At 41.3% G+C, this 25,317-nt stretch carries 23 protein-coding genes; 12 read left to right on the top strand and 11 right to left on the bottom strand.

Going from position 1 to position 25,317, the window contains the following annotated elements:
- The first annotated feature begins 2 nt into the window (after window positions 1–2).
- The 3 genes from GARC_RS09160 to GARC_RS09150 all read left to right on the top strand — a co-directional run bounded on the left by GARC_RS09160 (window position 3) and on the right by GARC_RS09150 (window position 3,101).
- Entirely contained in the window at window positions 3–1,706 is a 1,704-nt protein-coding gene (locus GARC_RS09160) for a BatD family protein (protein WP_226989089.1), read from the top strand.
- A gap of 137 nt (window positions 1,707–1,843) precedes the next feature.
- Window positions 1,844–2,401: a sigma-70 family RNA polymerase sigma factor gene (locus GARC_RS09155; protein WP_007619128.1), complete on the top strand. Its 558-nt coding sequence runs from the start codon at window positions 1,844–1,846 to the stop codon at window positions 2,399–2,401.
- Complete coding sequence (locus GARC_RS09150; RefSeq protein WP_007619126.1) at window positions 2,394–3,101, top strand: DUF3379 domain-containing protein; 708 nt, start codon at window positions 2,394–2,396, stop codon at window positions 3,099–3,101. Before GARC_RS09155 ends, GARC_RS09150 begins: the two co-directional genes overlap by 8 nt.
- A 528-nt stretch (window positions 3,102–3,629) precedes the next feature.
- On the opposite strand, the gene GARC_RS09145 is transcribed toward GARC_RS09150, so the two are convergent.
- On the bottom strand, window positions 3,630–4,067 hold the full coding sequence (locus GARC_RS09145; RefSeq protein ID WP_007619124.1) for a GNAT family N-acetyltransferase: 438 nt from the start codon (window positions 4,065–4,067) through the stop codon (window positions 3,630–3,632).
- Window positions 4,068–4,167: 100 nt separating this feature from the next.
- On the opposite strand from GARC_RS09145, the gene putP reads away from it, so the two are divergent.
- From putP to GARC_RS09115, 6 genes are all read left to right on the top strand, one after another.
- On the top strand, window positions 4,168–5,682 hold the full coding sequence (putP, locus tag GARC_RS09140) for a sodium/proline symporter PutP (protein ID WP_007619122.1): 1,515 nt from the start codon (window positions 4,168–4,170) through the stop codon (window positions 5,680–5,682).
- Window positions 5,683–6,075: 393 nt separating this feature from the next.
- Window positions 6,076–6,990 (top strand): sulfate adenylyltransferase subunit CysD, encoded by a 915-nt coding sequence (cysD, locus tag GARC_RS09135; RefSeq protein WP_007619120.1) that lies wholly within the window; start codon window positions 6,076–6,078, stop codon window positions 6,988–6,990.
- Window positions 6,990–7,586, top strand: a complete 597-nt coding sequence (gene cysC, locus GARC_RS09130) for an adenylyl-sulfate kinase (RefSeq protein ID WP_007619119.1) — start codon at window positions 6,990–6,992, stop codon at window positions 7,584–7,586. The genes cysD and cysC overlap by 1 nt, the downstream gene beginning before the upstream one ends.
- The gene (cysQ, locus tag GARC_RS09125; RefSeq protein ID WP_007619118.1) at window positions 7,586–8,374 is read left to right on the top strand and encodes a 3'(2'),5'-bisphosphate nucleotidase CysQ; all 789 of its coding nucleotides are present in this window, start codon (window positions 7,586–7,588) and stop codon (window positions 8,372–8,374) included. The genes cysC and cysQ overlap by 1 nt, the downstream gene beginning before the upstream one ends.
- Before the next feature lie 2 nt (window positions 8,375–8,376).
- Window positions 8,377–9,783 (top strand): sulfate adenylyltransferase subunit CysN, encoded by a 1,407-nt coding sequence (cysN, locus tag GARC_RS09120; RefSeq protein ID WP_007619117.1) that lies wholly within the window; start codon window positions 8,377–8,379, stop codon window positions 9,781–9,783.
- Window positions 9,784–9,806: 23 nt separating this feature from the next.
- Complete coding sequence (locus GARC_RS09115; RefSeq protein ID WP_007619116.1) at window positions 9,807–11,534, top strand: SLC13 family permease; 1,728 nt, start codon at window positions 9,807–9,809, stop codon at window positions 11,532–11,534.
- A 79-nt stretch (window positions 11,535–11,613) separates the two neighbouring features.
- Here GARC_RS09115 and GARC_RS09110 read toward each other — a convergent pair whose 3' ends face one another.
- Window positions 11,614–12,006 carry an OsmC family protein gene (locus GARC_RS09110; protein ID WP_007619115.1) on the bottom strand — a complete coding sequence of 131 codons (393 nt, stop codon included), beginning with the start codon at window positions 12,004–12,006 and terminating at the stop codon, window positions 11,614–11,616.
- Between the two features lie 178 nt (window positions 12,007–12,184).
- Between GARC_RS09110 and GARC_RS09105 the strand changes: the two genes are divergently transcribed.
- Complete coding sequence (locus GARC_RS09105) at window positions 12,185–12,940, top strand: class I SAM-dependent DNA methyltransferase (protein ID WP_039989225.1); 756 nt, start codon at window positions 12,185–12,187, stop codon at window positions 12,938–12,940.
- A gap of 109 nt (window positions 12,941–13,049) precedes the next feature.
- Here GARC_RS09105 and bla read toward each other — a convergent pair whose 3' ends face one another.
- The 4 genes from bla to GARC_RS09085 all read right to left on the bottom strand — a co-directional run bounded on the left by bla (window position 13,050) and on the right by GARC_RS09085 (window position 14,982).
- Window positions 13,050–13,925, bottom strand: coding sequence for a class A beta-lactamase (gene bla / locus GARC_RS09100; RefSeq protein WP_007619110.1), 876 nt, complete (start codon window positions 13,923–13,925; stop codon window positions 13,050–13,052).
- Window positions 13,926–13,971: 46 nt separating this feature from the next.
- Window positions 13,972–14,208: a DUF6429 family protein gene (locus tag GARC_RS09095; RefSeq protein ID WP_007619107.1), complete on the bottom strand. Its 237-nt coding sequence runs from the start codon at window positions 14,206–14,208 to the stop codon at window positions 13,972–13,974.
- 39 nt (window positions 14,209–14,247) lie between these two features.
- On the bottom strand, window positions 14,248–14,709 hold the full coding sequence (locus GARC_RS09090) for a nuclear transport factor 2 family protein (protein ID WP_007619105.1): 462 nt from the start codon (window positions 14,707–14,709) through the stop codon (window positions 14,248–14,250).
- 81 nt (window positions 14,710–14,790) lie between these two features.
- Window positions 14,791–14,982, bottom strand: coding sequence for a hypothetical protein (locus tag GARC_RS09085; RefSeq protein WP_007619103.1), 192 nt, complete (start codon window positions 14,980–14,982; stop codon window positions 14,791–14,793).
- A 402-nt stretch (window positions 14,983–15,384) separates the two neighbouring features.
- Here GARC_RS09085 and GARC_RS09075 point away from each other — a divergent pair, with 402 nt between their 5' ends.
- Window positions 15,385–16,146, top strand: coding sequence for a spermidine synthase (locus tag GARC_RS09075; protein ID WP_007619101.1), 762 nt, complete (start codon window positions 15,385–15,387; stop codon window positions 16,144–16,146).
- 191 nt (window positions 16,147–16,337) lie between these two features.
- Here GARC_RS09075 and GARC_RS09070 read toward each other — a convergent pair whose 3' ends face one another.
- The 5 genes from GARC_RS09070 to dapA all read right to left on the bottom strand — a co-directional run bounded on the left by GARC_RS09070 (window position 16,338) and on the right by dapA (window position 23,957).
- On the bottom strand, window positions 16,338–19,301 hold the full coding sequence (locus GARC_RS09070; protein ID WP_007619099.1) for a TonB-dependent receptor: 2,964 nt from the start codon (window positions 19,299–19,301) through the stop codon (window positions 16,338–16,340).
- Window positions 19,302–19,646: 345 nt separating this feature from the next.
- The gene (locus GARC_RS09065; protein ID WP_007619097.1) at window positions 19,647–20,324 is read right to left on the bottom strand and encodes a GntR family transcriptional regulator; all 678 of its coding nucleotides are present in this window, start codon (window positions 20,322–20,324) and stop codon (window positions 19,647–19,649) included.
- Window positions 20,325–20,519: 195 nt separating this feature from the next.
- Window positions 20,520–22,028 carry an aldehyde dehydrogenase (NADP(+)) gene (locus GARC_RS09060; RefSeq protein ID WP_007619096.1) on the bottom strand — a complete coding sequence of 503 codons (1,509 nt, stop codon included), beginning with the start codon at window positions 22,026–22,028 and terminating at the stop codon, window positions 20,520–20,522.
- Between the two features lie 8 nt (window positions 22,029–22,036).
- Entirely contained in the window at window positions 22,037–23,038 is a 1,002-nt protein-coding gene (locus tag GARC_RS09055) for a 4-hydroxyproline epimerase (RefSeq protein ID WP_039989220.1), read from the bottom strand.
- A gap of 4 nt (window positions 23,039–23,042) precedes the next feature.
- A complete protein-coding gene (dapA, locus tag GARC_RS09050) occupies window positions 23,043–23,957 on the bottom strand; it encodes a 4-hydroxy-tetrahydrodipicolinate synthase (protein ID WP_007619094.1) in 915 nt (304 codons plus the stop codon).
- 89 nt (window positions 23,958–24,046) lie between these two features.
- Here dapA and GARC_RS09045 point away from each other — a divergent pair, with 89 nt between their 5' ends.
- Window positions 24,047–25,309, top strand: a complete 1,263-nt coding sequence (locus tag GARC_RS09045) for an NAD(P)/FAD-dependent oxidoreductase (RefSeq protein WP_007619090.1) — start codon at window positions 24,047–24,049, stop codon at window positions 25,307–25,309.
- Window positions 25,310–25,317: the final 8 nt, after the last annotated feature.

Here is a 25,317-nt window from a genome sequence, read left to right as displayed (position 1 = left end):
AAATGTCCAAGTTAATAATCGGCTTAGCTTTGTTAATGCTAACGACTATGCTGCGAGCTCAATCAATTGAAGTAACCGCATCTGTGGATAAAAATCCGGTGATGGTGGATGAGTCGTTTATTCTGTCAGTGGTAGCCAACGGAGAGGTTGATAAAGGCGCATTCGATTCTTCATTTTTGATGAAAGACTTTGTTGTGGGTCGTACCTCAATCAGTTCGCAAACAAAAATGGTTAACTTCGATACAACCAGAACCACTTCTTGGTCAACTATTCTAATCCCCAAAAACAAAGGTCGCTTCACTATCCCGTCCTTTGATATTGACGGCTCTCTTACAAAACCCATAGAAGTGTTAGTCATCCCTGTCTCAGCCAATACATCATCTAACGGAAGGGATCTGTATATTACTACCGATGTAGACGTAGAACAGGCCTATCTGCAGCAACAAATTCGTTACACAGTTAAATTACATTTAGGCAAAGACCTGCAAAGGGGAAGTTTATCTAGTCCAACATTAGAAAATGCCGACATCAGGCAAATTGGTAAAGATAAGGAATATAACGATGTGGTTGATGGTCGTCGTTACCGAATTATCGAACGCTCCTTTGCGATTATTGCCCAGCAAAGTGGTACTTTCACTATTGAAGGCCCTTTATTTGAAGGTGAGGTGGCTGATAATTCGCGGCAGAGTTTTGGCTTTTTTAACCGTAGTAAGGCGGTCAACAGAGTCGGCCCTAGCCAGAGTATTACTGTGCTGCCTATACCAAGTAACTACGACCAACATTGGCTGCCCAGTGATTTTGTGCAACTAGATGACGAGTGGCAAGGTAATACCCATGAATATATTGCAGGTGAGCCTATCACTCGCACTATTACATTAACCGCAATTGGTGTAGTAGAAGAACAACTTCCACAAATTACCAGCACTTATCCAGATTCAGTGAAAACCTACCCAGATCAAGCTGAAACAACTACGGTTGAAAAAGATGAAAACTTGATCGCTCAGCGTAAAGAAAGCATAGCAATCATCCCTAGTCAGGCTGGTGAACTGGTTATTCCTGAAGTGAGGATCCCTTGGTTCAATACCATCACTAAGAAAACCGAATACGCAGTTTTAGCCGAAAAAACATTAAACATATTGCCAGCAACCACTCAACCAAGCAGTGCGATCCCTTTAAGCCCAAGTATTCAGGCTGCTCCTGAAATTAAGCCACAACAGCCAATGCCATCTGATGTAAACAATCAAAGTATGAGTGTGCCTCAATATTGGATTTGGCTAACAGCCAGTTTGTTGCTGTTATGGATAATTACATTATTACTGTGGTGGAAACACGTTTCGCTATTAAAAAGCGCTTCAAAGAAAACAAATAACTCCTTGGTTAGGAATACACAAAGTGAACAGGAGTTGTGGAAGAGTCTTGAAAAAGCGTTAAATAAAAACACCGCACTTGATACTCAAAGATATCTTCATTTATGGCTAGGCAGCTATATCCAAGATAAAAATGCTCCTTTAGAACAAAGCTTAAAAATCATTGATGATCAGCAACTATCTGAAGCCGTTAACAACCTTCTAGCCTGCCGTTATTCAAAAAATCAAAGTGAATGGCAAAGTAAAGATTTGCATCAAATATTGCGTAAATTGCGTAAAAACGGCACTATCCAAAAACAAATAAAACATAACTTGTCCCCCCTGTATCCTTCTGCGTAGAAATTCAGCAGCATACAACGGCTAGTTTTTGTCTTTATGCTTCCCTACTGAGAGCCAAAAATCGACACTTTTAGCTCTCAGTAAAGCGCTTTTGGTTACGCAATAACACACTAGCCAAAACTACGATGGAATTTTAAATGTTTTCGCGAAAGCAAAATAGTCAAGCCTCGGTCTCTAGTGACATGGCAAATAAACAAAAACGATATGAAGTGTTAGTGCTAGCTCTTCATACTGACATATTCCGTTATGCATGCTGGCTTGTGAAAAACAAAACAGTAGCTGAGGACATAGTGCAGGAGACTTTTCTTCGCGCCTGGAAATCTTTAGATTCACTTAAAGATGAAAAAGCGGCGAAGTCTTGGTTGATTACTATATTGCGAAGAGAAAATGCTAGGCGATTTGAGCGCAAACAATTTGATTTAGTTGACATAGATGATGTGTCGGTGATTGATGACCAATTGTCCAATGAAGTTGAAATTGAACATAGAGAACTTCGCGCCGTCATGGGGTCGTTAAGTGAAGAGTACAGAGAACCACTAATGTTGCAGATAATATTTGGCTATAGCGGTGATGAGATTGCCGAGCAGCTTGATTTAAACAAAAATACCGTGATGACGCGATTATTTAGAGCGCGTAATCAGGTTAAAGAAGCCTTAGAAAAAGCCAATGTTAACAGGGGGCGTGAAAATGGATGAGTTAGAGTTTCGTCGTACCTTATATGCTGACCCTAATTGTAATGATGAACGGGTACTGGCAGCCATTAACGATGATCCTAAAAAGCAAGAGTTCCATAAGGAACTTAAACAGCTCGATAAAAGCATGCAACTAGCCAGTCAGGTAAAAGTACCAGATGACTTAGTGCACAAATTAATTTTACGCCAAACTATGCAATCACATAGGGCCAGTAAAGTACGTAATCGTATACAGCTCGCTATGGCTGCGTCGGTAGCTTTTGTGGTGGGCGTGAGTTTTACCATGTGGCAGCAACATAATCTCTTGAATATAGCCGATCAAGCTATAGCTCATGTATATCAAGAAGGCAGTTATGCCCTAGAAGCTCAAAACAATGTCTCACTACAACAAGTGAATGCCAAATTGGCGCAGTTTGGTGGTGAGTTCACAGAAGAGTTAGGCCAAGTGTACTACGCCAGTATTTGTGACTTCGACAATGTCAGAAGTCTACATCTGGTAATGCAAGGAGAAAACGGCAAAGTATCTGTATTTGTGATCCCTCACGACGATGCTCACAATGCCAAAAGCGAAGCCTACGCTCGGGGATACCAAAGCCAAGCTATGGATGCCCAACGAGCAAGTATTGTAGTGGTTGGTGAAGAAGGTGCGAATATTCAGGGAGTGAAAGAGCAACTTAAACGCAAAATCCATTTTTCGGCTTAACTATTGCTAATAATTCAAACTAAAAATGCCTCCAGTTGGAGGCATTTTTTTATTATTGAAATGTAGAATGAAACCTTACCTGAATGAAAACTAAGTGCCAGAAGCGATCATAGTCGAACCGCGCAGTGAACGATCCCAATTAGCAGTAAACAGACGGTGAGGATTTTTAAGATATTACACCTCGCTGACGGCGCAGATATTGAAGATATTACACGTCATTCCCTCGGAGGAGGGAACCCACTAACATTTACCGTGCAGCCAATTTTAATCGTTTAAAAACAGTATGATATTAGTGTATTTCAATCAATTTTAACTTTGGAAATAAGATACTTTATTACCATCCACAGATGTTGTTGGAGGTTCCCGCCTTCGCGGGAATGACGGGTATATACAGGTGGATGTCACCATCCGCTTATTCAGTTTTTGAAACAGTCAGCAGGTATTAATCGTATGACCGCTCATCGCTCAGGCTGTGTGAAAAAAGCCAAGGATGGCGATAAGCGACAGCGCATAGATGCATGGTGCCCGCTAGGGCATATAAACCATCCCAACATGCATGATCCCACCATCATCATACACCTCACCAAACTCAACAAATCCCAATCGCTGATAAAACTCACTGGCATCAATTTGTGAAGACAAAGTGATTTTCGCTACTGGGTATTCAAGCTGAATATCCTGAAGCATAGTGACAATCAAAGATTTACCCAAGCCAAGCCCCCTAGCCTGCGCAGCCAACACCACTCGTTCTATTTTAACTTCATCGAGTTGTGAGACCTTTCTATATCGGGCATAGGCTATTAAGCGGTCTTGTGGATCACATTCCATGTAATGTATTGCCTCTTGATCACAATCGTCAAGGTCACAATAAATACTATTTTGTTCAACAATAAATACCTGCTGACGCAGCTTTGCCAAGGCATAGAGTTCATCTTTAGTGAGTTCTTCAAAGGTTTTATGATACATACAAGCACTTGATATTAGTGGTGAATTAGTCAGACAGTGTTAGCCTATGATAACATAAAAAAAGTCATACTTAATTTCCCCCACTTCAAAGGAAACTTCAATGGACCCCTACACTTTTGTATCCCTTGGCCTATATTTTTTGGTCATGCTAGGCATTGGTTTGTATTCGTTTAAACAATCCAGCACTGACGTTGAAGGTTATATGTTGGGTGGTCGAAGCTTAAGCCCTAAGGTCACAGCCCTTTCTGCTGGTGCGTCGGACATGAGCGGTTGGATGTTAATGGGCTTACCTGGTGCTATGTATGTATCTGGGCTTTCGAGTGCTTGGATTGCTGTAGGTTTAGCAATTGGAGCTTATCTAAATTATTTATGGGTTGCTCCTCGTCTACGTGTTTATACCGAACTGGCAAAAAATGCGCTGACGATCCCTGATTATTTTGCAAATCGCTTTAATGATACCAGCCATAGCTTAAGGCTGATTTCTTCTGTTGTGATTGTGATTTTTTTCACCTTGTATACTTCGTCTGGCGTAGTAGCCGGTGGTAAATTATTTGAATCTTCATTTGGCTTAAGTTATGAAATGGGCTTGTATGTTACAGCTGGAGTGGTAGTCGCCTATACCCTACTAGGTGGCTTTATGGCGGTCAGTATTACTGACTTTGTGCAAGGCTGTATTATGTTTGTATCTTTGATACTAGTGCCAGTAGTGGTGTTATTTGACCTAGGTGGCTTCAGCGGTGCGGCTACGCAACTGGCGACCTATGATGGGGATTATCTAGATTTTTTTGTTAACGCTTCCACTGGGGAAACCATGTCGGTTATTGGCATAATATCGTTATTGTCTTGGGGCTTAGGTTATTTTGGTCAACCCCATATCATTGTACGTTTTATGGCGATCCGTTCAGTAAAAGATATCAAAATGGCTCGCAGAATAGGTATTAGTTGGATGTTGGTCTCTATTACTGGTGCTCTTGCCACCGGAATATTGGGTCTTGCCTACGTGACAAAAAACCAAGGTAATATGCAAGATCCAGAAACCATCTTTATTTACCTGTCACAAATACTTTTTCATCCTTTAATTAGTGGTTTTTTATTGGGTGCTATTTTAGCGGCAATTATGAGTACTATTTCTTCACAACTTTTGGTCACTTCAAGCTCTTTGACAGGTGATTTTTATCAAGCATTTTTACGTAAGGATGCCAGTCAGAAAGAATTAGTCACAGCTGGAAGAGTATCAGTGGTATTAGTGGCGTTAGTCGCCATTTACTTAGCCTATGATCGTGAAAGCACTATTCTTGACTTAGTGAGTAATGCTTGGGCTGGATTTGGCGCTGCTTTTGGTCCTTTGGTGCTGATCAGCTTAGTCTGGAAAAAAATGACAAAATTAGCTGCAATATTAGGCATGTTGTCAGGGGCAATTACGGTATTAGTTTGGATTTACGCCCCTATCACCATAAACGGCCAATTGTTGAATGTTTGGATTTACGAAATTGTCCCGGGCTTCTTGGTTTCTAGCATTACCATTATTGTTGTCAGTTTATTGGGTACCCAAGATGATAAACTAGTAACAGACACATTCGACAGAGTGCAACTTTCATTAAAGCAACTTGATTAGTTGCCTATACCAATCAGCATAAATAATAGCGCACTCAGAAAGTCCTAAGCGGATTTGGACTAGGCGTCGTTACTTGAATGGCATTCCCCTTTCAAGTAGCGACAGCGCAGTACACAATCGGTTGCAACTTTTCCAAAGGACGAGGTTTAAAGAAACCCACTCTGCGTTGCGTGAATTTGAAATAGAACCATATTAGCGCATTCAAATGCCAAGATTACGCATCTATAAATCTCGCTGAGAGGACGAATATTGATGCTTAATGATATTATGTGTTTCTTCAGGTCATTTAAGACTGTGATAGCACAAATAAGAATACAGCTCACAGTCGATTTTTGTTATTGTTCTAGGTATAGAACTATTTAATATAAACAACCAACTTTGCGTGAGAAAGCCATGTCTAACTCGATCCCTACTGTGTCCCACTTAAAACAACTTGAAGCGGAAAGCATTCATATTTTCCGTGAAGTGGCGGCTGAATTCGACAACCCAGTGATGCTGTATTCTGTCGGTAAAGATTCTTCAGTGTTATTACATCTAGCACGTAAAGCCTTTGCTCCAGGTAAAATTCCTTTTCCATTGTTACACGTAGATACCACTTGGAAATTCCATGAAATGATTACATTTCGGGATGAGATGGCCAAAAAACATGATCTTAATCTGCTGGTACATATTAACCCTGAAGGTTTAAAAATGAATGTTGGGCCATTCAGTCATGGTAGCTCTAAACATACAGACATCATGAAAACCCAAGGCTTAAAACAAGCACTGAATCACTATAAATTCGATGCAGCTTTTGGTGGAGCAAGGCGTGACGAAGAAAAATCTCGGGCCAAAGAACGGGTTTATTCTTTCCGTGACGAAAATCACAGATGGGATCCTAAAAATCAACGTCCTGAATTATGGAACGTCTACAACGCACAAATTAATAAAGGCGAGAGTATTCGTGTATTCCCAATGTCCAACTGGACTGAGCTAGATATTTGGCAATATATTTATATGGAAAACATCGAAATTCCATCACTGTATTTAGCCAAACCCCGCCCTGTGGTTAAACGCGACGGCGTGTTCTTTATGGTCGACGATGACCGTATGCCATTGGAAGAAGGCGAAACACCTGAAATGCGTTCAGTGCGTTTTAGAACCTTAGGGTGTTACCCACTAACCGGCGCAGTAGAGTCAACAGCCGCTACTTTGCCAGAAGTTATTCAAGAAATGTTATTGACCAAAACTTCAGAGCGCCAAGGCAGAGTCATTGACCATGATTCTTCAGGCTCAATGGAGAAGAAAAAAATGGAGGGGTATTTCTAATGGCGACTAATATAGTGTGGCATCAGCATGATGTGGATAAAGCTCGCAGGGCTGAAGCAAAAAAGCAGAAATCTTGTGTGTTATGGCTAACCGGCTTGAGCGGTTCAGGTAAATCTACTATTGCGAATTTGTTAGAAAAAAAATTAGCTGAGCACGGCAAACATACTTATTTGTTAGATGGCGATAACGTGCGTCATGGCTTATGTGGTGATTTAACCTTTAGTGATAAAGACAGAGTCGAAAACATCAGACGTATTGGTGAAGTATCTAAACTCTTTGTTGATGCAGGCATAATAGTGCTAACAGCTTTTATCTCACCTTTTAAAACTGAAAGAGACTTTTGCCGTAATTTATTAGCAGATGGCGAATTTGTCGAAATATTTGTTGATACACCTATAGAAGAATGTGAAAAACGAGATCCTAAAGGGCTATATCAAAAAGCCAGGCAAGGCGACATTAAAGACTTTACTGGTATAGATTCACCTTACGAAGCACCAGAAAATGCAGAAATCACTTTAGCATTTTCAGGGCAAACGGCTGAACAGTCTGCAGAACACCTTTTTGATTTATTAAAACAAAAAGGAATTGTGGCTTAATGTTAACCGAACAACTTATTCAAAGTATCATCGATATCAGTCACCTAGCGGGTGATAAAATCATGGATATCTATCAGAAGGATTTTGCTATCTATGAAAAGTCAGATGCAAGCCCTCTAACTGAAGCCGATTTAGCTGCCCACAATTGTATTGTAGATGGCTTAAGCAAAGTGTCTGATTTTCCTATTTTGTCTGAAGAGTCCGCAGATATTTCATGGCAAGAACGTAACAGCTGGGATACCTATTGGTTAGTTGACCCCCTTGACGGTACCAAAGAATTCATTAAGAAAAACGGTGAATTCACAGTAAATATCGCACTAATTAAAGACGGCGTACCAGTTTTTGGTGTGGTGTATGCCCCCGTTTTAGCACAAACCTATGTAGGCGTTTTAGGTAAAGGGGCGTTTAAGATCACTGCAGGTAAAAAAGCAGATATCACTCCCAAAGCTAGGATAAAAGGCGAAACCTGGAAAATAGTGGGTAGCCGCTCCCATCAAAGCCCGGAGATACAAGCCTTACTTGACTCCTTAGAAGGCGAAACTGAGTTGGTTGCTATGGGTAGCTCACTTAAGTTATGTCTAGTCGCAGAAGGTGCCGCGCATCTTTATCCACGCTTAGGCCCAACATGTGAATGGGATACCGGCGCTGCGCAAGCTGTCGTAGAAGCCGCGGGCGGCAAGGTAACAATCATTGAAGATGCAACTGATGCGCTAAAAGCAGATGCTGCACCTCTTAGATACAATCAAAAAGAATCCGTTTTAAATCCTTATTTTTTGGTGAGTTGCTAATTATGAATAGCGAAAATACATTATTACAGTCCGATATTTTGGGCTATCTAGATCAACATGAAAAGAAAGACATGTTGCGATTTTTAACCTGTGGCAGCGTTGATGACGGTAAAAGCACCTTAATAGGCCGTTTGTTACACGACTCAAAAATGATTTTTGAAGATCAACTTGCCGCTATCACCAAAGACAGTAAAAAAAGCGGTACTACTGGCGACAAAGTGGATTTGGCATTATTAGTAGATGGTTTACAATCTGAACGAGAGCAAGGCATCACAATCGATGTGGCCTACCGTTATTACTCCACAGACAAACGTAAATTTATCATCGCTGATACTCCCGGACACGAGCAATACACCCGCAATATGGTGACAGGTGCGTCTAATTGTGATGTAGCCATCATACTTATTGATGCTCGCGCGGGGGTCAAGACCCAAACCCGTCGTCATTCATTTTTAGTGTCTTTGTTAGGCATCAAACACGTGATAGTTGCGGTTAACAAAATGGACTTAAAAGACTATAGCGAAACAGTTTACGAAGAAATAAAAGCAGAATATTTAGAATTTTCTAAACAATTAGAAATTCCAGATATTCAGTTTATCCCCTTGTCGGCCTTAGATGGTGACAATGTCGTCAACGTTAGCGAAAACACACCTTGGTATAAGGGTGAAACTTTGATGACTATGCTAGAAAACGTAGAAATTAATGATGATATCAACGCAGACGATTTCCGTTTCCCAGTGCAATACGTCACCCGACCCAATCTAAACTTCCGAGGTTTTGCAGGTACAGTGGTATCTGGTCAGATAAAGCCAGGCGATAAGATTACTGCCCTACCCTCGGGTAAGCAGTCTAGAGTTAAAGCCTTAGTTAATTTTGAGGGTGAGCAAGAGATTGCCTTTGCACCTCTTACTACCACTATCACATTAGAAGATGAAATTGATATTTCTCGTGGCGACATGATAGTTAAAAGTGACAACCTACCTTTGCATAGCAACACTTATAGAACAAATTTAGTGTGGATGGATGAAGAGCCAATGATGCCTAATAAGCAATATGGTTTTAAGTTTGCGACTAAATTTGTCCCAGGTAGTATCACAGATGTGGAATATCAAATTGATGTGAACTCTTTAGAACATAAAGATACTGTACGTCTGGCGCTAAATGAAATCGCTGTAGGCAAAATCAAGTTAACTCAACCAGTTGCTTGCGACCCCTACAAGAAAAACCGTGCCACAGGTGCCTTTATCATCATTGATAGGGTTACTAATGGGACTGTGGGTGCTGGCATGATCATAGACGTAGCTGAAGATACTGGTGCAGGCAAATTTTCTGAATTTGAATTAGAGTTTAATGACTTAGTTAGAAAACATTTCCCTCATTGGAATGCCACTGATATTCGTAAACTGTAATCAACTAGAAAGAATAACAAAATATGGACATTAATCAGTATCTGGTTTTAGCTATTTTTGCCGGTACTATTTTGGCGCTTGTTGTCACTGACAAGCGCCCGTCTTTCATTTTTTCAAGCTCTCTTTTAGCCTTGATCGCTAGCCAGCAGCTGGTGATTGGTGACGTTTTTAACAACTTCACCAACCAAGGTTTAATCACTCTTGTATTACTACTGTTAGTTAGTTCAGCCGTAGATAAAACTGCATTAATCAAACGTTTAGGCAGAACATTAGTCACCGCAAGTTTTAACGCTAGTTATTGGCGGTTATTTGGTTTAACTTTTTTCTCTTCTGCGCTTTTGAATAACACAGCAGTAGTGGCAAGTTTGATTGGTCCGGTGAAACAAAATCAATATCACCATGCCTCGCGATTACTGATCCCCTTGTCATATTCAGCGATTTTAGGCGGCACAGTTACCTTAATCGGTACGTCAACCAACTTAATTGTTGATAGCTTTTTAATTGAACATGGTCATCCGGGTTTCAATTTTTGGGATTTTACACTCTACGGCCTAGTGGCTGGTTTAAGTTGTGGTTTATTGATGTTTTTGATGACCCCTTTATTGCCAGCAATTGCCAATAAAAACACTGAATATAAAAGCTACTTTATCGAAGCTGACGTGGAACAAGACTGTGAGTTAATTGGTAAAAGTGTCGAAGAAAATCATCTCAGAAATTTACCTGAATTATTTTTAATTGAAATCGCTCGTGACGGAAAACTTATCACCCCAGTTACCCCCGAAGTAGTTATTCAATCTGGCGATAAATTAATATTTTCTGGCAATATTCAACATGTTGGCAACTTAAGCCATATTAAAGGTTTAAAACTCTTTGCTGAGTCCAATGGTCTGTTGCGCGAAAACCTTACTGAAGTGATTATTTCAAATCGTGCACAAATCATCGGAAAATCCCTCAAAGCCCTAGGCTTTAGAGCGCTATTTGATGCCGCTGTAGTGGCCATAAGACGCGACGGAGAATCATTATCTGGCAAACTAGGCGAAATAAAGCTGCAGTCAGGGGATTTTTTATTACTGGCTACTGGCCCAGACTTTATGCAGAGGCATAACCTCACCAAAAACTTTTTTATTCTGTCGGAAAAAAAGGTGGAAACAAAACTGAGTCGTCTTCAAGAATGGCTCACACTAGGTGGATTTTTACTCACAATAGCCTTAGCTGCAACTTCAGTTTTAAACCTTACCACGGGTTTACTGTTTTTTATGGCCATACTGGTTATAGGTGGGGTGACTTCAAACAACGAAATTAAGCGCAATATCCCGATTAATCTAATAGTGGTGATAGTCGGCGCTCTAAGCCTAGCTACCGCCCTTGAAAAGTCAGGAGTAATAACCCAGATTATGCAATTGATTGGCCCATGGGCCAGTAGTGTCAGCCCCATATGGGCACTAGTATTGGTCTATGTTCTAACTTTAATACTCACCGAGCTAGTCACTAATAACGCTGCAGCTGCGTTAATGTTCCCATTAGCCTATGGACTGGTGCAAACCCTAGGCGTTCCAATTATGCCTTTCGCATTAGCGGTTGCCTTCGCCGCCAGCGCCAGCTTTATCTCACCTTATGGCTACCAAACCAATCTATTAGTATTCAGTGCCAGCAACTATAGATTTAAACACTTTATCAAGTTTGGTTTACCCATATCGCTGTGTTATTCGACTATTGTATTAAGCTTACTGAAGTATTCTTACGGGCTTTAAAGCTACAAGTTTTAAGTATCCTAAGTACATTAGATTAGCAATCCAATTTACCTAGGAAAAATCTTAATCGTTCAGCAAACTAGTCAGCAATTTGAATATCAAATTCAGGCATGGCTTGGATCACTTTTTTGACAGTACAAGTATTGGCAGCAGCCAGTAATGCTTTTTTATACTTGTCAGGAAATCCCTGTGGCAATGTCACTGAAATAGAGAAACGTTTGTGATATTTATCCTCGCCTATAGTGGCATGTTCTTGAGTAAGCTTTATACCTTCAGTACTGATACCTCTGGAATCACAAAACTTACGAATATAAAAACCTGCACACAAGGGCATACTTGCCAGAAAATAATCAAAAGGTTCTGGGTATGACTCTTCACCTCCCGCTGAGATGCTCTGATCACTGATGATCTGATGCTGGCCAAGGTTTGCTTGTAGTTTCTGTCCATCAAGTAGACTAATTTCTATATTCATATCTAATACCTATTGAGTGATTTAAAACTAATGTTAGATTGTGAATGATACTGGAAGCAACAGAGTCATACGTCAAGAATATATTCATTAAACGTTTAGATAGAAAATAGATTGCTAGATCTACTGCTTAGTTTATGATGCGCCTCCCAAAATAGTTCACCTAAACAACTAGGCAAACATGTCTACAAACGCACTATATAAAGACCTTTCAGGCTATTACGACTTAATGTGTGTGGATATCGACTACCACGCTCAAAGCCAGCACATTCGACGGCTGCAGCAGATTTTTGGTAACCATGGAAATACCCATCTTGATGTTGCTTGTGGAACGGGTCCACATGTTCGCCATTTTATCGACTTTGGCTTCCTCAGTAATGGACTTGATATTAATCAGCCCATGCTCGACATAGCCAAAGCACGTTGTCCAGAAGCGCAATTTTCTTTGGCAAACATGAGTGAATTCAGCCTAACTGAGCCAGTAGATTTAATCACTTGTTTCTTGTATTCCATACATTACAACGATGGTATTGAAAAACTCAAAAGCTGTATATCTAGCGTTCATAGTGCATTAAATACCAATGGAATGTTCTGCTTTAACGTGGTCGACAAAACAAAAATCAGCAACGCACTATTTGTAAAACACACAGCTAAACAACAAGATAATTTGTTCACTTTCAGTTCTGGCTGGCATTACTCTGGCAATGGCGATAAACAGTCTCTGAAACTCAGTATCGAAAAAAGAACTACAGAAGATAGCTCTGAAGAAACCCAAATATGGCATGACGAACATGCAATGGTGGCGTTCAGTTTTAATCATTTAATAGAAATATTAAAACCATACTTTGAAATACATATTTTTGAACATGACTATGAAAGGATCATGCCTTATGAGAACAACTCAGGTAACGCAATTTTTGCCTGTGTGAAGATTTAATACTATTCAACCTGAGCTCCGGATAAGCCACACCGTCCAGCACCGCTATTATTGTAAGGAAAGCGGCACGTCTTAACCATCAGGCTAATCAGTATTGATAAGTGAGCACTCAGTGATTATTTAATAATGCACTCGAAGTAATTTGAGCAACGTCAGCAATAACAGCATTTTTTATATCATTAGAAGCGCTGGAACCTGTATAAAACACGCTAATAATGAATGCTTCGGTTCCTCTTGGATATACAATAGCAACGTCATTGCTGGCGCCATTTCCACAACTTCCTGTCTTATCACCAACGATCCAAAATTTATTAAAACCTGCTTTTAGTTTATTGGCCCCTGTTGTATTGCCAAACATCCATGCCTTGAGTTGTTCTTTAGAGGCGGGCGAAAGATCATCACCGAACATAACTTTATGGAGGGTTTCAGCCATAGCATTTGGAGTACTGGTATCACGTAAATCCCCCGTTATATTAGTATTCAATGATGGTTCGTTTCGATCTAGGCGAGTTTGGTTATCGCCAATGGAACGTAGATAGCTTGTAAGTGCTTGCGGGCCACCTATTGCATCAAGTAGTAAGTTAGCCGCTGTATTATCGCTGTACTGTATAGATGCAGCGCTCAATTCGGATACCGTCATACGCCCTACACTTAGATTACGTTTTGTTATAGGGGCATAGTCCAGTATATCTTTTGTTGTATATGGTATTGCTCTATCTAGTGACTCAAGATTGCTATCCACTTTTGACAAAATAGCAGCCCCTAATAAAGCTTTAAAGGTACTACACATCGCAAATCGCTCATTTTCTCGATATGTATAAAGTGCGCTTCCATTAGCGGAAATAACCGAGACACCAAGCCGTCCACCACTGTTATTTTCTAAAGCTGAAATCTTAGAAGTAAATTCTGCTGTCAGCTCCTCACCTTCCATTGCGTATACTGTGAAGGTAAAAAACAAAAAGGGGAAAAGTACCAGATAACCCATAAATTTAATTCCTTTGTACCCAGAGTGATGTTTGATTAGATTATCTTTAACTTTGGCTGCTTTTACAAAAAAGAGTTTTAAACAGTTCTGCTGCTTTTGCTTCGCCTTCTTGTGTAAAAGTAATAGATTTAGTGGTGCCTACTGGGTTATGAATAAAACCTTTTTCGTAAAGTCTATTTGTAATGCTCCAATCTACCTGCTTCCAAGCACTACGGTTTTTATCCATGCTAATTGAAAGTATCGCTAAAGCAGCGTCATCAATTTTTTCTTCGTCTATATCCATGAGGTATCCCAAGTTTTAACTGAGTTGTAATCTTATATCTTACTCATTATTTTCACGATGTCCGTAACTTAATACTCGAGTAATTTCCCATTTATTATCTGTATTACGCCACACCATGACAAAATCAGCTTTGCCTTCGCATATTTGGGATTTATTCTGGCAAAAAATATGTACCCCTTCAGTGATTGCTCCAAAGTCTTTAATCGGGTGGACTTTTAAGGAGCCTGCAACAAGTTTACGAGTATAGTTACCACATACATTTTTTTGAGTATTGGAGATCATAGCCTCACGATCCCAGGTTACACCGCCACTATCATGGTAAAACTCCACATCAGCAGAAAAATAGCTGGCATGTTTTTCCAATTCTTTGGGGTCTTGGCAATGATTAAATGTTTCAAAAAGCACTGTATCAAGCGCTGTCATTTTTTCCACCAAAGGTATTTCATTAGCGAGTGATGACATTGATAAAAATACTGATACAAACATTGTTAAATTTTTCATAACGAATCTATTCCTACCTTGTACTAACAAACATATTTGTTTGATAAATCGCCCCACAAATTTTACGCGATTGATTATTAACTAAGCACTATAACGGCGGGATTTCAAAGGTGCTAAAAGCAAGTAAAAAACCCATGCAAACCAAGACACAAAGATGACGGCTAGCAGCCATGCTAATTTTTCACCACCACTAGTGCGATCAGAAACACCAATAGCCAAAATGGGAATTATCCAGAAGAAAAAAACCACTAAACCACATAAGAAAGCAAACATAATTAATACTCAATTGATACCAACTTTAGTTAAAATCTAGTTGGAATAAACATATACAGCAAAGACTGTTCCAGAATTAAAATTCAATTATTTCAAATAGATAGTGTAAGCAGTGTAATTTTAAGTCAGGTATTTTCGCCAAAAAATTGCAGTTTTCACCAATCTTTTTTCACTTTCTATTACGACAATTACAATGGCTGTTTTGGTATATACAAAATAAGGCAGTAAATAGTGAAAAGCTAAAAGAAAAAGATTTTGAACCACAGAGATCACGGAGAACACAGAGGAAAGATCAAAGTGCAGATAAAAATCAATTAATCATAACAATCTCTCAGCTGATCATTTTCTACTGTTATGATGCACTGCATGTTAGATGTACTTATTTGGAGGATTTAAAATAACATGGATATCAAAGGAAGTTGTATCTCATCAACGAAAGATGAACACGGCCCAATATATGTTTACCAAACAAGAACCAGCCGGATCCTTAGCTTTGATGGAAAAATTTATCAAAGTAGCATGAAACTAAATGACATTAATGGATTACATCTTGGATACACCCAGGCCATGATGACAGCTTTACTTTTTATCCCACAGATTAACACTGCAACCATAATGGGACTTGGTGCAGGTTCGATGGTCAAGAACCTGCTCAGTAGTTTTCCTGAGTTGGACGTACATGCAATTGAATACCGCGAAGCTGTGACAAATGTTGCCAAAGAACATTTTTACCTACCCGACACTGACCACTTATTTATTCATATAGACGATGCAGCTAACTATATAAAAAAAACCAAAATAAAAAGCGATATTATCTTTTCAGATCTATACAACTCACAAGGCATGGAACCCAAACAAGTCACATCATCCTACTTGCGTAACTGTAAAAATGCACTCAACAAACAGGGGATCCTCGTTCTCAACATCTGGAATTCGGTCATTAACTCAACTGCAGAAATAAATGAATTACTCGAATTCGAATTTGAAAAGCAACTTCTGAGTTTCAAAGTCGAAAGTGGAAATACCATAGTACTCGCATTTAAAGACGGCATACCCTTGATAAATAGTGCCGATATGCAGGCTAAAAGTGAATGGTTGCAAGAGAAAATGAACATTCCAATAAAATGTTATGTCAAATTAATCGAGGAGACACTAATTTTATAAACACTCAACTTTCCAAGCTTTGAAAGTTACAAAAAAAAATCCGATAACCTAGATCATCGGATTTTATGAGATTGTAAAGGCCTGTCAAATGCCACTTAGCGTATTTCCAATATGACAGCTTAACTAAGCGGTATTATCCCTAACAAGTCACTTTTAACATTATTCTGTTTACCCTCTTAAACTGTAGAGACTTAAAACTGATAAGAAACACTTAAAGACACGTAACGATGTGACTGAAGTGAAGTAGCACGTCTCCAATTTGGATTGTGGACTGTGCCGTCACCTATAGTTCCGGTGTGGTTTACGCCCACTGCTGTGTCACTATTGAAAAGATTATAAACAATGCCTTTGAACTGCAAAGGATTACCGTTCATTTCCATGGTGTAGGTAAGTGACATATCCATATTGGTAAAGAACTCGGTTGTTCCTGCACTACCACGAGGTCTTGGATTGCCATCTTCATCGTAGAAAGCACTACCATTTCCTCTTTCTGTGCGGCTTGGGCAATCGGCCCAAGGTTTACCTGGCGCACAAGAATCTACACCTCCAGGATGAATTCCCATATAGTTAATTGGTGTACCCGTTGACATAGATGATACTAAGCCCAAGACTAGATCATCTGTAAGGTTATAATAGCCATTTAACTTAAATACATGACGGCGATCACTTGGCAGATTTCCTGTTGCATGATCTTGTAATCCCGCATAGTCATAAGACACTGTCCAACCAGGATCAGCTTGGTTATCATTTTGATTAACCAAACCTGCGGTATTTCCCCATAAATGAGACCAGGTATAAGTAGCGTCAATAAACAGATCTTCTGTAGCCTTACCTTTAAGGGTAAATTCCATCGCTGCATATTCACGTTTTGGTTCAGGCATTCCCATTTCTTCGGCTGACAAAACAATATGATCAACATTTCCATCGCTGTTAAAGTCACCTTTGACATTTAACCCCTCACCTGGATTAAAGACAACCCATGAACCACCTCTAGACAAGCCCTGAGCTTCGTACCAGTCGCCTATTACCTGACCTAAATCTGCATCCTCAATAGAGCTTTTAAGCTCACGGTGGATCAAACGTACACTGGCTTTCATATCACCATCGAAAACTTCAGTTTCAAATCCTAAAGTAATTTCATCACTATACATCGCGTCTAGATCGTTATGAGCAACAGAAGTGGGGGAAACTAAAGCACTGTCTTGGGCCAACAAATATCCTGTTTGTGCACCTCGACTTGGCGAACCATCAGCACCTAAAACCGCCTGACCATCAGCATCGACTTGATCTGCAGCAAAATACCAGTGTTCATCGTGACGTGAGCCACCCTGAGTGATATTCATGTTAGCTGAAATCGGTTGAAAATAACGTCCAAATGTAGCAAATACTTTGCTTGAACCATCGCCTGTCAAATCATACATAGCCTGTAATCGAGGAGCAATTTGATTTTTCACTTCGGCGTAAGCTGAGCCAGTTGAAAGTTCATTAGAAAAGTTTTCAAGCCTTACGCCCAGATTTAGCACCAAGTTATCAGTTGCCTGCCAACTATCTTGCACATAAAACGCCTGAGACTTAACATGAGAATCAGAAAAATCGTTACGGATACGTTGTTTAATATAATTTTCACCTGCGTCCACGCCTACTACTGCAGCGTTCCCCTCTGTAGCGACCAGTAAATCCCACCAACCTCTTGATCCAGTGCCTCCTTCGCCAGTACCATTTTGAATGCTGGTGTAGTCCACATGAGTATCATAAAAGTCAAAACCGAATTTAAGTTGGTGTTCATCTAGGTCCCACATTAGGTCAGCACGTAACTGGTCGCGGGTAAACTCACTGTCGGTAACGGTACTAGAGCTATGTTGGCTAATAGACTGACCTGTTTTGCTGCCCCAACGACTCCATACACCTGGTAAATCGTTATCGGCATCGCTCTCATCTATTTCGGTAACGCGTCCAGCTATAACGTCCAGTGACACATTATCAGACAATAGCCCTGTATATTTAATACCCGCAACTGAACCACCATCTGTTGCTTTACCTTTACCTGTTTGAGCAAGTTTTTGATGTTTATCTATATCATAGGCGTGGGTATCCCACTCGTCTTCATTTTCAAAGTTAATATAAGTAAATTCTAATGAATGTTCGTCGTTAATGTACCAGTCTACCTTTCCCATATAACGGTCAGACGTTTCTTTACCCACACTAACGGTTGATGTTCCCGCATTCCAATAACTGTCTTCTTGTGGTGCATACATGGCATAGAAAAATAAAGTATCTTTAATAATGGGGCCGCTTGCGGTGAGTGACACACGCGTAAAATCACTTTTATCACCCGATAAGTTATTACTAACACTACCGTCACGGTTCAATATATCATTGTGGCGAGAGCGCAAACTTTCATTGTCGTGGCGCAACAACACACCAAACTCAAATTCATTGGTACCCGATTTTGTTACTGCATTTACAATACCACCCAATGCATTACCAAATTCAGGTGCAATACCTCCTGTTAGTACTGCCGTCTGGTTAACCGCTGCAAAAGGTATATCAACTACACCAAGGCCGGTTCTAATATTGGTAATGTTAACACCGTTAAGGTAATAACCATTTTCTGCTGACGAAGAGCCGCCAATATTTGGCGAACGGCCAAAGTTACTACCAGAGGTTGCATTGGCACTTGGAGCCAGTAAAACAACGCTATTAAAACTTGTATCAATAGGAAGACGAGCCATATCTTGCGCCGTAATTACGATGCCAGAAGTAGACGTTGACATGTCGACTAGAGCTTGCCTAGTTCCAGTTACTGAAATGACTTCCACATCTGAACCAGTACGTAATTGACTTGATAATTCTTGACCGCCCAAAGTCACCAATAAATTTTCAATTATCTCAGGTTCAAAACCAAGCTTACTAATGGTCAGGGTATATTCACCTACTGGCAGTTTGCGTAGAGAATACTCCCCTTTGTCATCTGCAGTTACAGTACGGACAATACCTTTCTCATTATGTTTAATAGTGACTGTGGCATTCGCTCCGGCTATTACATGCCCTTTGATAGACCCGCTAAAGTTGTCAGCTGCCAGAGTGGGCGTTACATATAATGCCGCTAGCAAGGAGCCAGCGATCAGTGTCTTTTTAAAATTATTATTTTTCATTGTTCTTTATTTCCCCGTTTTAGTGCCGTAATTAGAATTAATAGTTAGTTGTTTGTACGACACATGAAGATAATAGAACATGAAATATAATATATGCAATATATTGTATACAATATATTAACATAAGTTAGTTTTTACTACGTAGAAAAAGGAAAGGTTTTACCAAAAGATATGCTATCGCTCCTGACTCTATGCGTATAAGGAAACAATTTCTCCTATAGGGGACCTAATAGGAAAATGTAGGGGGCCTAATAGGAAAATGCATTTTTAAATGTTAGTAAAAATAGGCAAAGCAGGTGTTTTGGCATCTGCCAGCACAGAAGCTAGCAGATGAAAATGAGGATATCAGTCGATTAACGCTTGTTCGTTTTCCATTTTAATTAACAAGTTTTTCACATCATCTTTAGCGCCAAGTATGTGTTTTTTCAAAAAATCACAGGCTGGCTTTATTTTTCCCTGCCGACACAAGGTCAGCAGTTCACCATGCTCAAAAGGTGCTCTTTTAAAGCCGCTGCTTAACATAATGTGCATCCGTACATAACGATTGGAGACTTTATTCAGGGTAGAAACTAGGTCAGCTGTGTGCGGCCGATTAGCACGGCAGTAGAGCATATTATGGAACTGAGTATTGAGCTCGCCAGTAGTGGCCATTGAATCACCGGCTTCCACAGCAGCATTGAGTTTGAGCAACACTTCCTCAGCCCTTGCAAAATCAGCGTCGCTTAAGTTATTCATAGAATACTTTAACAACTCCGCTTCCAATAGAGCGCGCAATTCAAACACTTCATCTACTTGTTTGGAAGAAACTTCAGATGCAGTTGCTCCTTTATGAGCCTCAAAATTCACTAAACCTTCTGCTTCTAATTGTAACAAGGCTTCGCGCACTGGGATGCGACTGACATTTAAGTCTTCTGCCAAAGCCGCTTGTCGCAGCGCTTCACCCGCTTTTATTTCTCCACTAAGTATTTTTTCACGTATTGCTTCTACTACTAATTGGGTGCGGGTCTTATGTACTATCGCCATTCAAACGTTCCTATTTAAAGCTGTGCTCTTGATTATAAAATTGCATTTTGTATGCATTATATCTTTATCCAAGCACAACTCTAGCCCTAATTGAGACTAGGTCTATTTAGCGAATTCGGTAAACACTGCTTATTTATCAATAATAAGCAGTATCAACTAGGGATTAATGACTAAGAAGCTTCTCTATTCTTTTTCTTAAATATCAGACAGCTCTACGGGCAAATTTTGATAACAAATAGGTCGAAGGAAACGTTGCATGGCCATCAGACCTACAGAAGTGGAACGTACATCTGTCGATGCAGGATAAGGCCCACCGTGATTCATTGAGGCACACACCTCAACACCCGTTGGCATCTGATTAAAAATCAAACGGCCCACTTTATATCGTAAATTCTCGACCAATTCTGCAGCGCTTGCCAACTCAGAGTTTGTGCCATGAATACTGGCGGTAAGCTGACCACTTAAGGAATTCACCAAACTTAGCAGTTCGTTTTGATCATCATAGGTGACAATCAGAGCACAAGGTCCAAAAATTTCCTGATGCAACTGCTTATTTTTAATAAAATCTGCAGCATTAAGCTGAAACAGCCGGGCCGGTACATGGAAGTCCTGTTGCACCTTGCTGCTGGCCAAATCTTTAAGGTGTGAATTGATCGCCAAAGCCTCCACGGCGCAGACATAACTATTAGCTATGCCTGGAGTTAACACTGAATCTGAACCTTGTTGTTGTAAAAAGTCCCGTGCGCTATGAACAAACTCAGTGCCAGGAGAAGGTACTATCCACAGGCCCGGACTGGTACAAAACTGTCCATTGCCCATTAATAGAGCCTGACATAATTGCTGTGCCAGTTCAGGCCCATCTTGTTGAACCTTTTCTGGCAGCACAATTTGTGGGTTTATACTGCCTAACTCCCCATAAAAAGGGATCACTTCTTCGCGCTGATAGATGGTCTGTTGTAGTTGTGAGGCCACTTGATAAGAGCCGGTAAAACCTACGGCCTTTACGAGTGGATGGCCAACTAACGCATGGCTTATAGAGGGATTGTTACTTTGCAACAAGGAAAACACAGCAACTGGCATGTGACAGAGTTTAATCGCCTTTTCCATGGCCATAGCCATCATCTCACTGGTAAGTGGGTGGGCTGGATGGCCTTTGACAATCACCGGACAACCAGCTGACAGAGCTGAGGCGGTATCCCCTCCTAGTGTTGAAAAGGCATAGGGAAAATTGGATGCACCAAACACCGCAACAGGTCCAAGAGGTAGAGAACTCAAACGAGTTGCCGGTTTAGGCAGGGGTAAACGCTCTGGCTGCGCAGACTCTTCAATTGGCTCATATAAAGGTTTCAATAGACCATCGGCGAAAGCTTTTAACTGGTTTACGGTACGGCTTCTTTCCCCTTGTAAACGCGCCATTGGCAAACCTGTCTCTAGGTGAGTAACATTTAATAACTCATCACCCAGCTCCATTATTTGTTCGCCGATACATACGAGAAACTCAGCCCGCTGTTTGGCGCTGGTTTGCCGATACTGTTTAAAGGCCTCGTCTGCAGCCTCGCCTGCCGCGGTCACTTGTGCCGGTGTAACCGCGTATATAGGCTGGTCCCCTAACCCATTTGAAGCAGGAAAAAAACTATAGAAACACCCTTGTTCGTCACCACCAAGCCACTGTCCTGCGACCAAACTTTTACCTGAATTATGCATAAAGTATCCTATATCACTTGAAATCCGAAAGCATAAGGGTCGTCATCATCGACCCTTATGCAGTTTTGCCCGGTTACTCTGGCCCAACCTTTAATGCTGGGTAAAATACCGCTTATATTGCCCACTTGACAGACCGACTCGGCTCGTCCAACAAACTGACTGCCTATGTAACTCTCATTGACAAAGTCTTGTTGTAAAGCCAACTGCCCTTTGGCAAACAATTGCGCCATTCTGGCACTGGTGCCGGTACCGCAAGGTGAACGGTCTATTGCTTTGTCACCATAAAATACGGCGTTGGCCCCATCTGAATCCGCATTTTTAGCACTGCCCGTCCATAACAAATGAGAAGCCCCCCTGACGGTAGGATCTTGCGGATGAATAGGCTCAACTTTCTCATTAATCAAGGAGCGAACCAGGGGGCTGTAATGAAGTATTTGCGCTGCAGACCAGTGCTGTATTCCAGGGAAGTTGATCTGGGGCTCAACAATAATGTAAAAATTGCCGCCATAGGCAATATCCACTTGTAGTTCACCTAAGCCTGGTACAGTTACGATAATATCTTCATATGCCAGATAGGAAGCCACGTTATAGATTTTCACCCACAACACCTTGCCCTGCTCCATAACATAGTCGATTTTAATTTGCCCAGCAGGCACGTCCAACAATAGAGAGCCAGGACGTTTGGGGTGTATAAACCCCGCTTCCAAAGCCGCTGTAACAACACCAATAGTGCCGTGACCACACATGGGTAAACAACCTGAGGTTTCTACAAACAATATTGCCCCGTCAGCCGCTGCATCAATGGGTGGGTATAAAAACGCCCCCGACATCATGTCATGGCCACGAGGTTCAAACATCAAGGCTTTGCGGATCCAATCATGATGTAGCAAAAAATCCTGACGTTTTTCACTCATGTTATTGCCCTGCAGTACAGGGTGTCCACTAGTTATCAGCCTGACGGGATTGCCACAAGTGTGGGCATCAATGCAAAAAAAAGTGCCTCTGAGCATGGCTTCAATCCAGATTATATTTGTTGAGATCGATTCGAGTAGCACATGCCTGCTCGTATAAGCTGCGTACCCCTTGCTTTTCTGCGTCAGTTAACATCATTCTAGGTGCACGTACTTTCTCACTGCCACGACCAGATAATTGCTCGGCATACTTAATACATTGCACTAGTGTAGGGATGGTATCCAGACGTAACAGCGGTAAAAACCAACGCCAGATTTGCAATGCTTCTTGATAACGACCTTGCTTAGCTAAATTATATATAGCGACTGACTCACGAGGGAAAACGTTGGTTAACCCCGAAATCCACCCAATTGCTCCCAACATAAGGCTCTCCAGAGCGATGTCATCCACCCCACAAAACACTGCAAAACGTTCTTCAAAGGCGTTATGTAATTCAGTAATGCGACGAGTGTCGGTGGTGGACTCTTTTATCGCCACAATATTCTTTTCATTGGCCAGTTGCCCCATGGCCTCAATAGACACATCTACACCATAAGTTACCGGATTATTGTAGATCATGATTGGTAATGAGGTGCTTCTGGCAACCAATTGATAATGGTTAATAGCCTCGCGCTCGGTTGAACGATATACCATACCCGGCAGCACCATTAGTCCATCTATACCTTGCTTCTCGGCATCTCTACAGTATTCAATGGCCATAGCTGTGCTGGTCTCAGCAACTCCACTTAGTAATGGCACACGGCCATTTACCACGTCTTTAGCTGACTGCATCACCGCCCGTTTTTCGTGTTGTGTTAGGGAGCAATTTTCACCTACAGTACCGTTGACTATGATGCCATGTACTCCCTCTTGAATAAGACTATCCAACATACGCTGGGTTGATTCGAAGTCTATAGAATCGTCGGGGTTAAACTGGGTGGTAACCGCGGGATAAACCCCTTTCCAATTGATCGTCATGGTTGTTCTTCTTTTGTTAAATTATTGTGACTGTATGTTTGCATCCTAACAGTTATTGTATACAATATTCAATATATTATTTTAGGGTTATGACATTGTCACAGATAAATACAGGACAAAAAATTGCGGTTATCGGGGCCGGCATTGTGGGGGTGTGTTGTGCCTTATATTTGCAGCGAAAGGGTTATAATGTTGAGCTTATTGACCCTAATGGCGTGGCTCAGCAGTGTTCCAAAGGCAATGCCGGACACTTTGCCACCGAGCAGATCTTTCCTTTGGCCGATAAAAACCTGTTGCCGCAACTGCCGAAGATGTTACTGGATCCAAGCGGCCCCTTTAAGATCCGCCCAACTTATTTAATCAAAGCCCTGCCCTGGTTCAGTCGTTTTGTATTAAACATGCGTAACGGTAAATTCGATGCCCACAAAGCCGCCTTAAAACTATTAAATGCCGCGGCTCTTGACGCCTACCATCCACTTTTAAAGGCAGCTGGTTTGCAAAATATGCTGCTCAAACATGGCAGCTTATTAACCTTTGAACGCACAAAGCGAAAACAGATCCAACAACAATATGAAGCCTTTAAGGCTGAAGGGGTCAACCTTCAGTGGTTGGATAACCAACAAACCTTGGCTCTTGAACCAAAATTATGTAAACAGGTGAGCTCATCTTTTTACTTTGAGGATGTAGCTCACACTATCGATCCAGAGCAATTTTGCCAGCGCCTTGCCGAGTACTTTTTTATGCGAGGCGGCACTTTAGTAAAGGACCAGGTTGAGCTCATTAATCCTCATGTTAGTGGGGTGGAATTACAACAACGGCGAGGTTGTTACAACTATGCCAAAGTCATAATCGCCACTGGCGCCTGGTCCAAGGCACTACTCACGCCCCTGAAATATAAGCTGCCCTTAGACACAGAGCGCGGCTACCATTTGATGCTAAGCAATCTAGATACTCTTAGCCGCCCCGTAGCCTCGGCGGAACGAAAGTTTATTATGACCCCAATGCAAAGTGGTTTGCGCTTGGCCGGTACGGTGGAATTTGCCGGCCTAGATGCGCCAATGGATCCTCGCCGAGCCGACTCCTTGCTCGCCCAGGCTCAAAAATTACTGCCAGACAGTGGTTTAAGCGTGGGCAAGGATCCAATACGGTGGATGGGTTGTCGCCCTTCTCTGCCTGATTCTCTGCCTGTTTTAGGCGAAGCTCCACGGCATAAACATCTGTATTTTGCCTTTGGCCATCAACACCTAGGCCTGACCCAAGCGGCAATCACTGGCAAGTTGATCGCCCAGCAATTAGCAGGCGAGTCCACTAGCATCGACTTAAGTCCCTTTAGTATCAGCCGTTTTAATTAGGCACAGGT

This window comes from Paraglaciecola arctica BSs20135 (assembly GCF_000314995.1).
Lineage (GTDB): Bacteria > Pseudomonadota > Gammaproteobacteria > Enterobacterales > Alteromonadaceae > Paraglaciecola > Paraglaciecola arctica.
The sequence above is the reverse complement of the archived record's forward strand: the minus strand, read 5'-3'. Positions and strand labels throughout refer to the sequence as shown.

What these genes read in the sequence shown, in the direction of transcription:
- GARC_RS09110 (WP_007619115.1), bottom strand. Translation starts at nt 12,006, where the DNA reads ATGAATATAGAAATTAGTCTACTTGATGGACAGAAACTACAAGCAAAC.
- GARC_RS09105 (WP_039989225.1), top strand. Translation starts at nt 12,185, where the DNA reads ATGTCTACAAACGCACTATATAAAGACCTTTCAGGCTATTACGACTTA.
- GARC_RS09115 (WP_007619116.1), top strand. Translation starts at nt 9,807, where the DNA reads ATGGACATTAATCAGTATCTGGTTTTAGCTATTTTTGCCGGTACTATT.
- GARC_RS09150 (WP_007619126.1), top strand. Translation starts at nt 2,394, where the DNA reads ATGGATGAGTTAGAGTTTCGTCGTACCTTATATGCTGACCCTAATTGT.
- GARC_RS09045 (WP_007619090.1), top strand. Translation starts at nt 24,047, where the DNA reads ATGACATTGTCACAGATAAATACAGGACAAAAAATTGCGGTTATCGGG.
- GARC_RS09065 (WP_007619097.1), bottom strand. Translation starts at nt 20,324, where the DNA reads ATGGCGATAGTACATAAGACCCGCACCCAATTAGTAGTAGAAGCAATA.
- cysN (WP_007619117.1), top strand. Translation starts at nt 8,377, where the DNA reads ATGAATAGCGAAAATACATTATTACAGTCCGATATTTTGGGCTATCTA.
- GARC_RS09060 (WP_007619096.1), bottom strand. Translation starts at nt 22,028, where the DNA reads ATGCATAATTCAGGTAAAAGTTTGGTCGCAGGACAGTGGCTTGGTGGT.
- GARC_RS09055 (WP_039989220.1), bottom strand. Translation starts at nt 23,038, where the DNA reads ATGCTCAGAGGCACTTTTTTTTGCATTGATGCCCACACTTGTGGCAAT.
- GARC_RS09085 (WP_007619103.1), bottom strand. Translation starts at nt 14,982, where the DNA reads ATGTTTGCTTTCTTATGTGGTTTAGTGGTTTTTTTCTTCTGGATAATT.
- GARC_RS09075 (WP_007619101.1), top strand. Translation starts at nt 15,385, where the DNA reads ATGGATATCAAAGGAAGTTGTATCTCATCAACGAAAGATGAACACGGC.
- putP (WP_007619122.1), top strand. Translation starts at nt 4,168, where the DNA reads ATGGACCCCTACACTTTTGTATCCCTTGGCCTATATTTTTTGGTCATG.
- GARC_RS09090 (WP_007619105.1), bottom strand. Translation starts at nt 14,709, where the DNA reads ATGAAAAATTTAACAATGTTTGTATCAGTATTTTTATCAATGTCATCA.
- GARC_RS09145 (WP_007619124.1), bottom strand. Translation starts at nt 4,067, where the DNA reads ATGTATCATAAAACCTTTGAAGAACTCACTAAAGATGAACTCTATGCC.
- GARC_RS09155 (WP_007619128.1), top strand. Translation starts at nt 1,844, where the DNA reads ATGTTTTCGCGAAAGCAAAATAGTCAAGCCTCGGTCTCTAGTGACATG.
- bla (WP_007619110.1), bottom strand. Translation starts at nt 13,925, where the DNA reads ATGGGTTATCTGGTACTTTTCCCCTTTTTGTTTTTTACCTTCACAGTA.
- cysQ (WP_007619118.1), top strand. Translation starts at nt 7,586, where the DNA reads ATGTTAACCGAACAACTTATTCAAAGTATCATCGATATCAGTCACCTA.
- cysD (WP_007619120.1), top strand. Translation starts at nt 6,076, where the DNA reads ATGTCTAACTCGATCCCTACTGTGTCCCACTTAAAACAACTTGAAGCG.
- GARC_RS09070 (WP_007619099.1), bottom strand. Translation starts at nt 19,301, where the DNA reads ATGAAAAATAATAATTTTAAAAAGACACTGATCGCTGGCTCCTTGCTA.
- GARC_RS09095 (WP_007619107.1), bottom strand. Translation starts at nt 14,208, where the DNA reads ATGGATATAGACGAAGAAAAAATTGATGACGCTGCTTTAGCGATACTT.
- dapA (WP_007619094.1), bottom strand. Translation starts at nt 23,957, where the DNA reads ATGACGATCAATTGGAAAGGGGTTTATCCCGCGGTTACCACCCAGTTT.
- GARC_RS09160 (WP_226989089.1), top strand. Translation starts at nt 3, where the DNA reads ATGTCCAAGTTAATAATCGGCTTAGCTTTGTTAATGCTAACGACTATG.
- cysC (WP_007619119.1), top strand. Translation starts at nt 6,990, where the DNA reads ATGGCGACTAATATAGTGTGGCATCAGCATGATGTGGATAAAGCTCGC.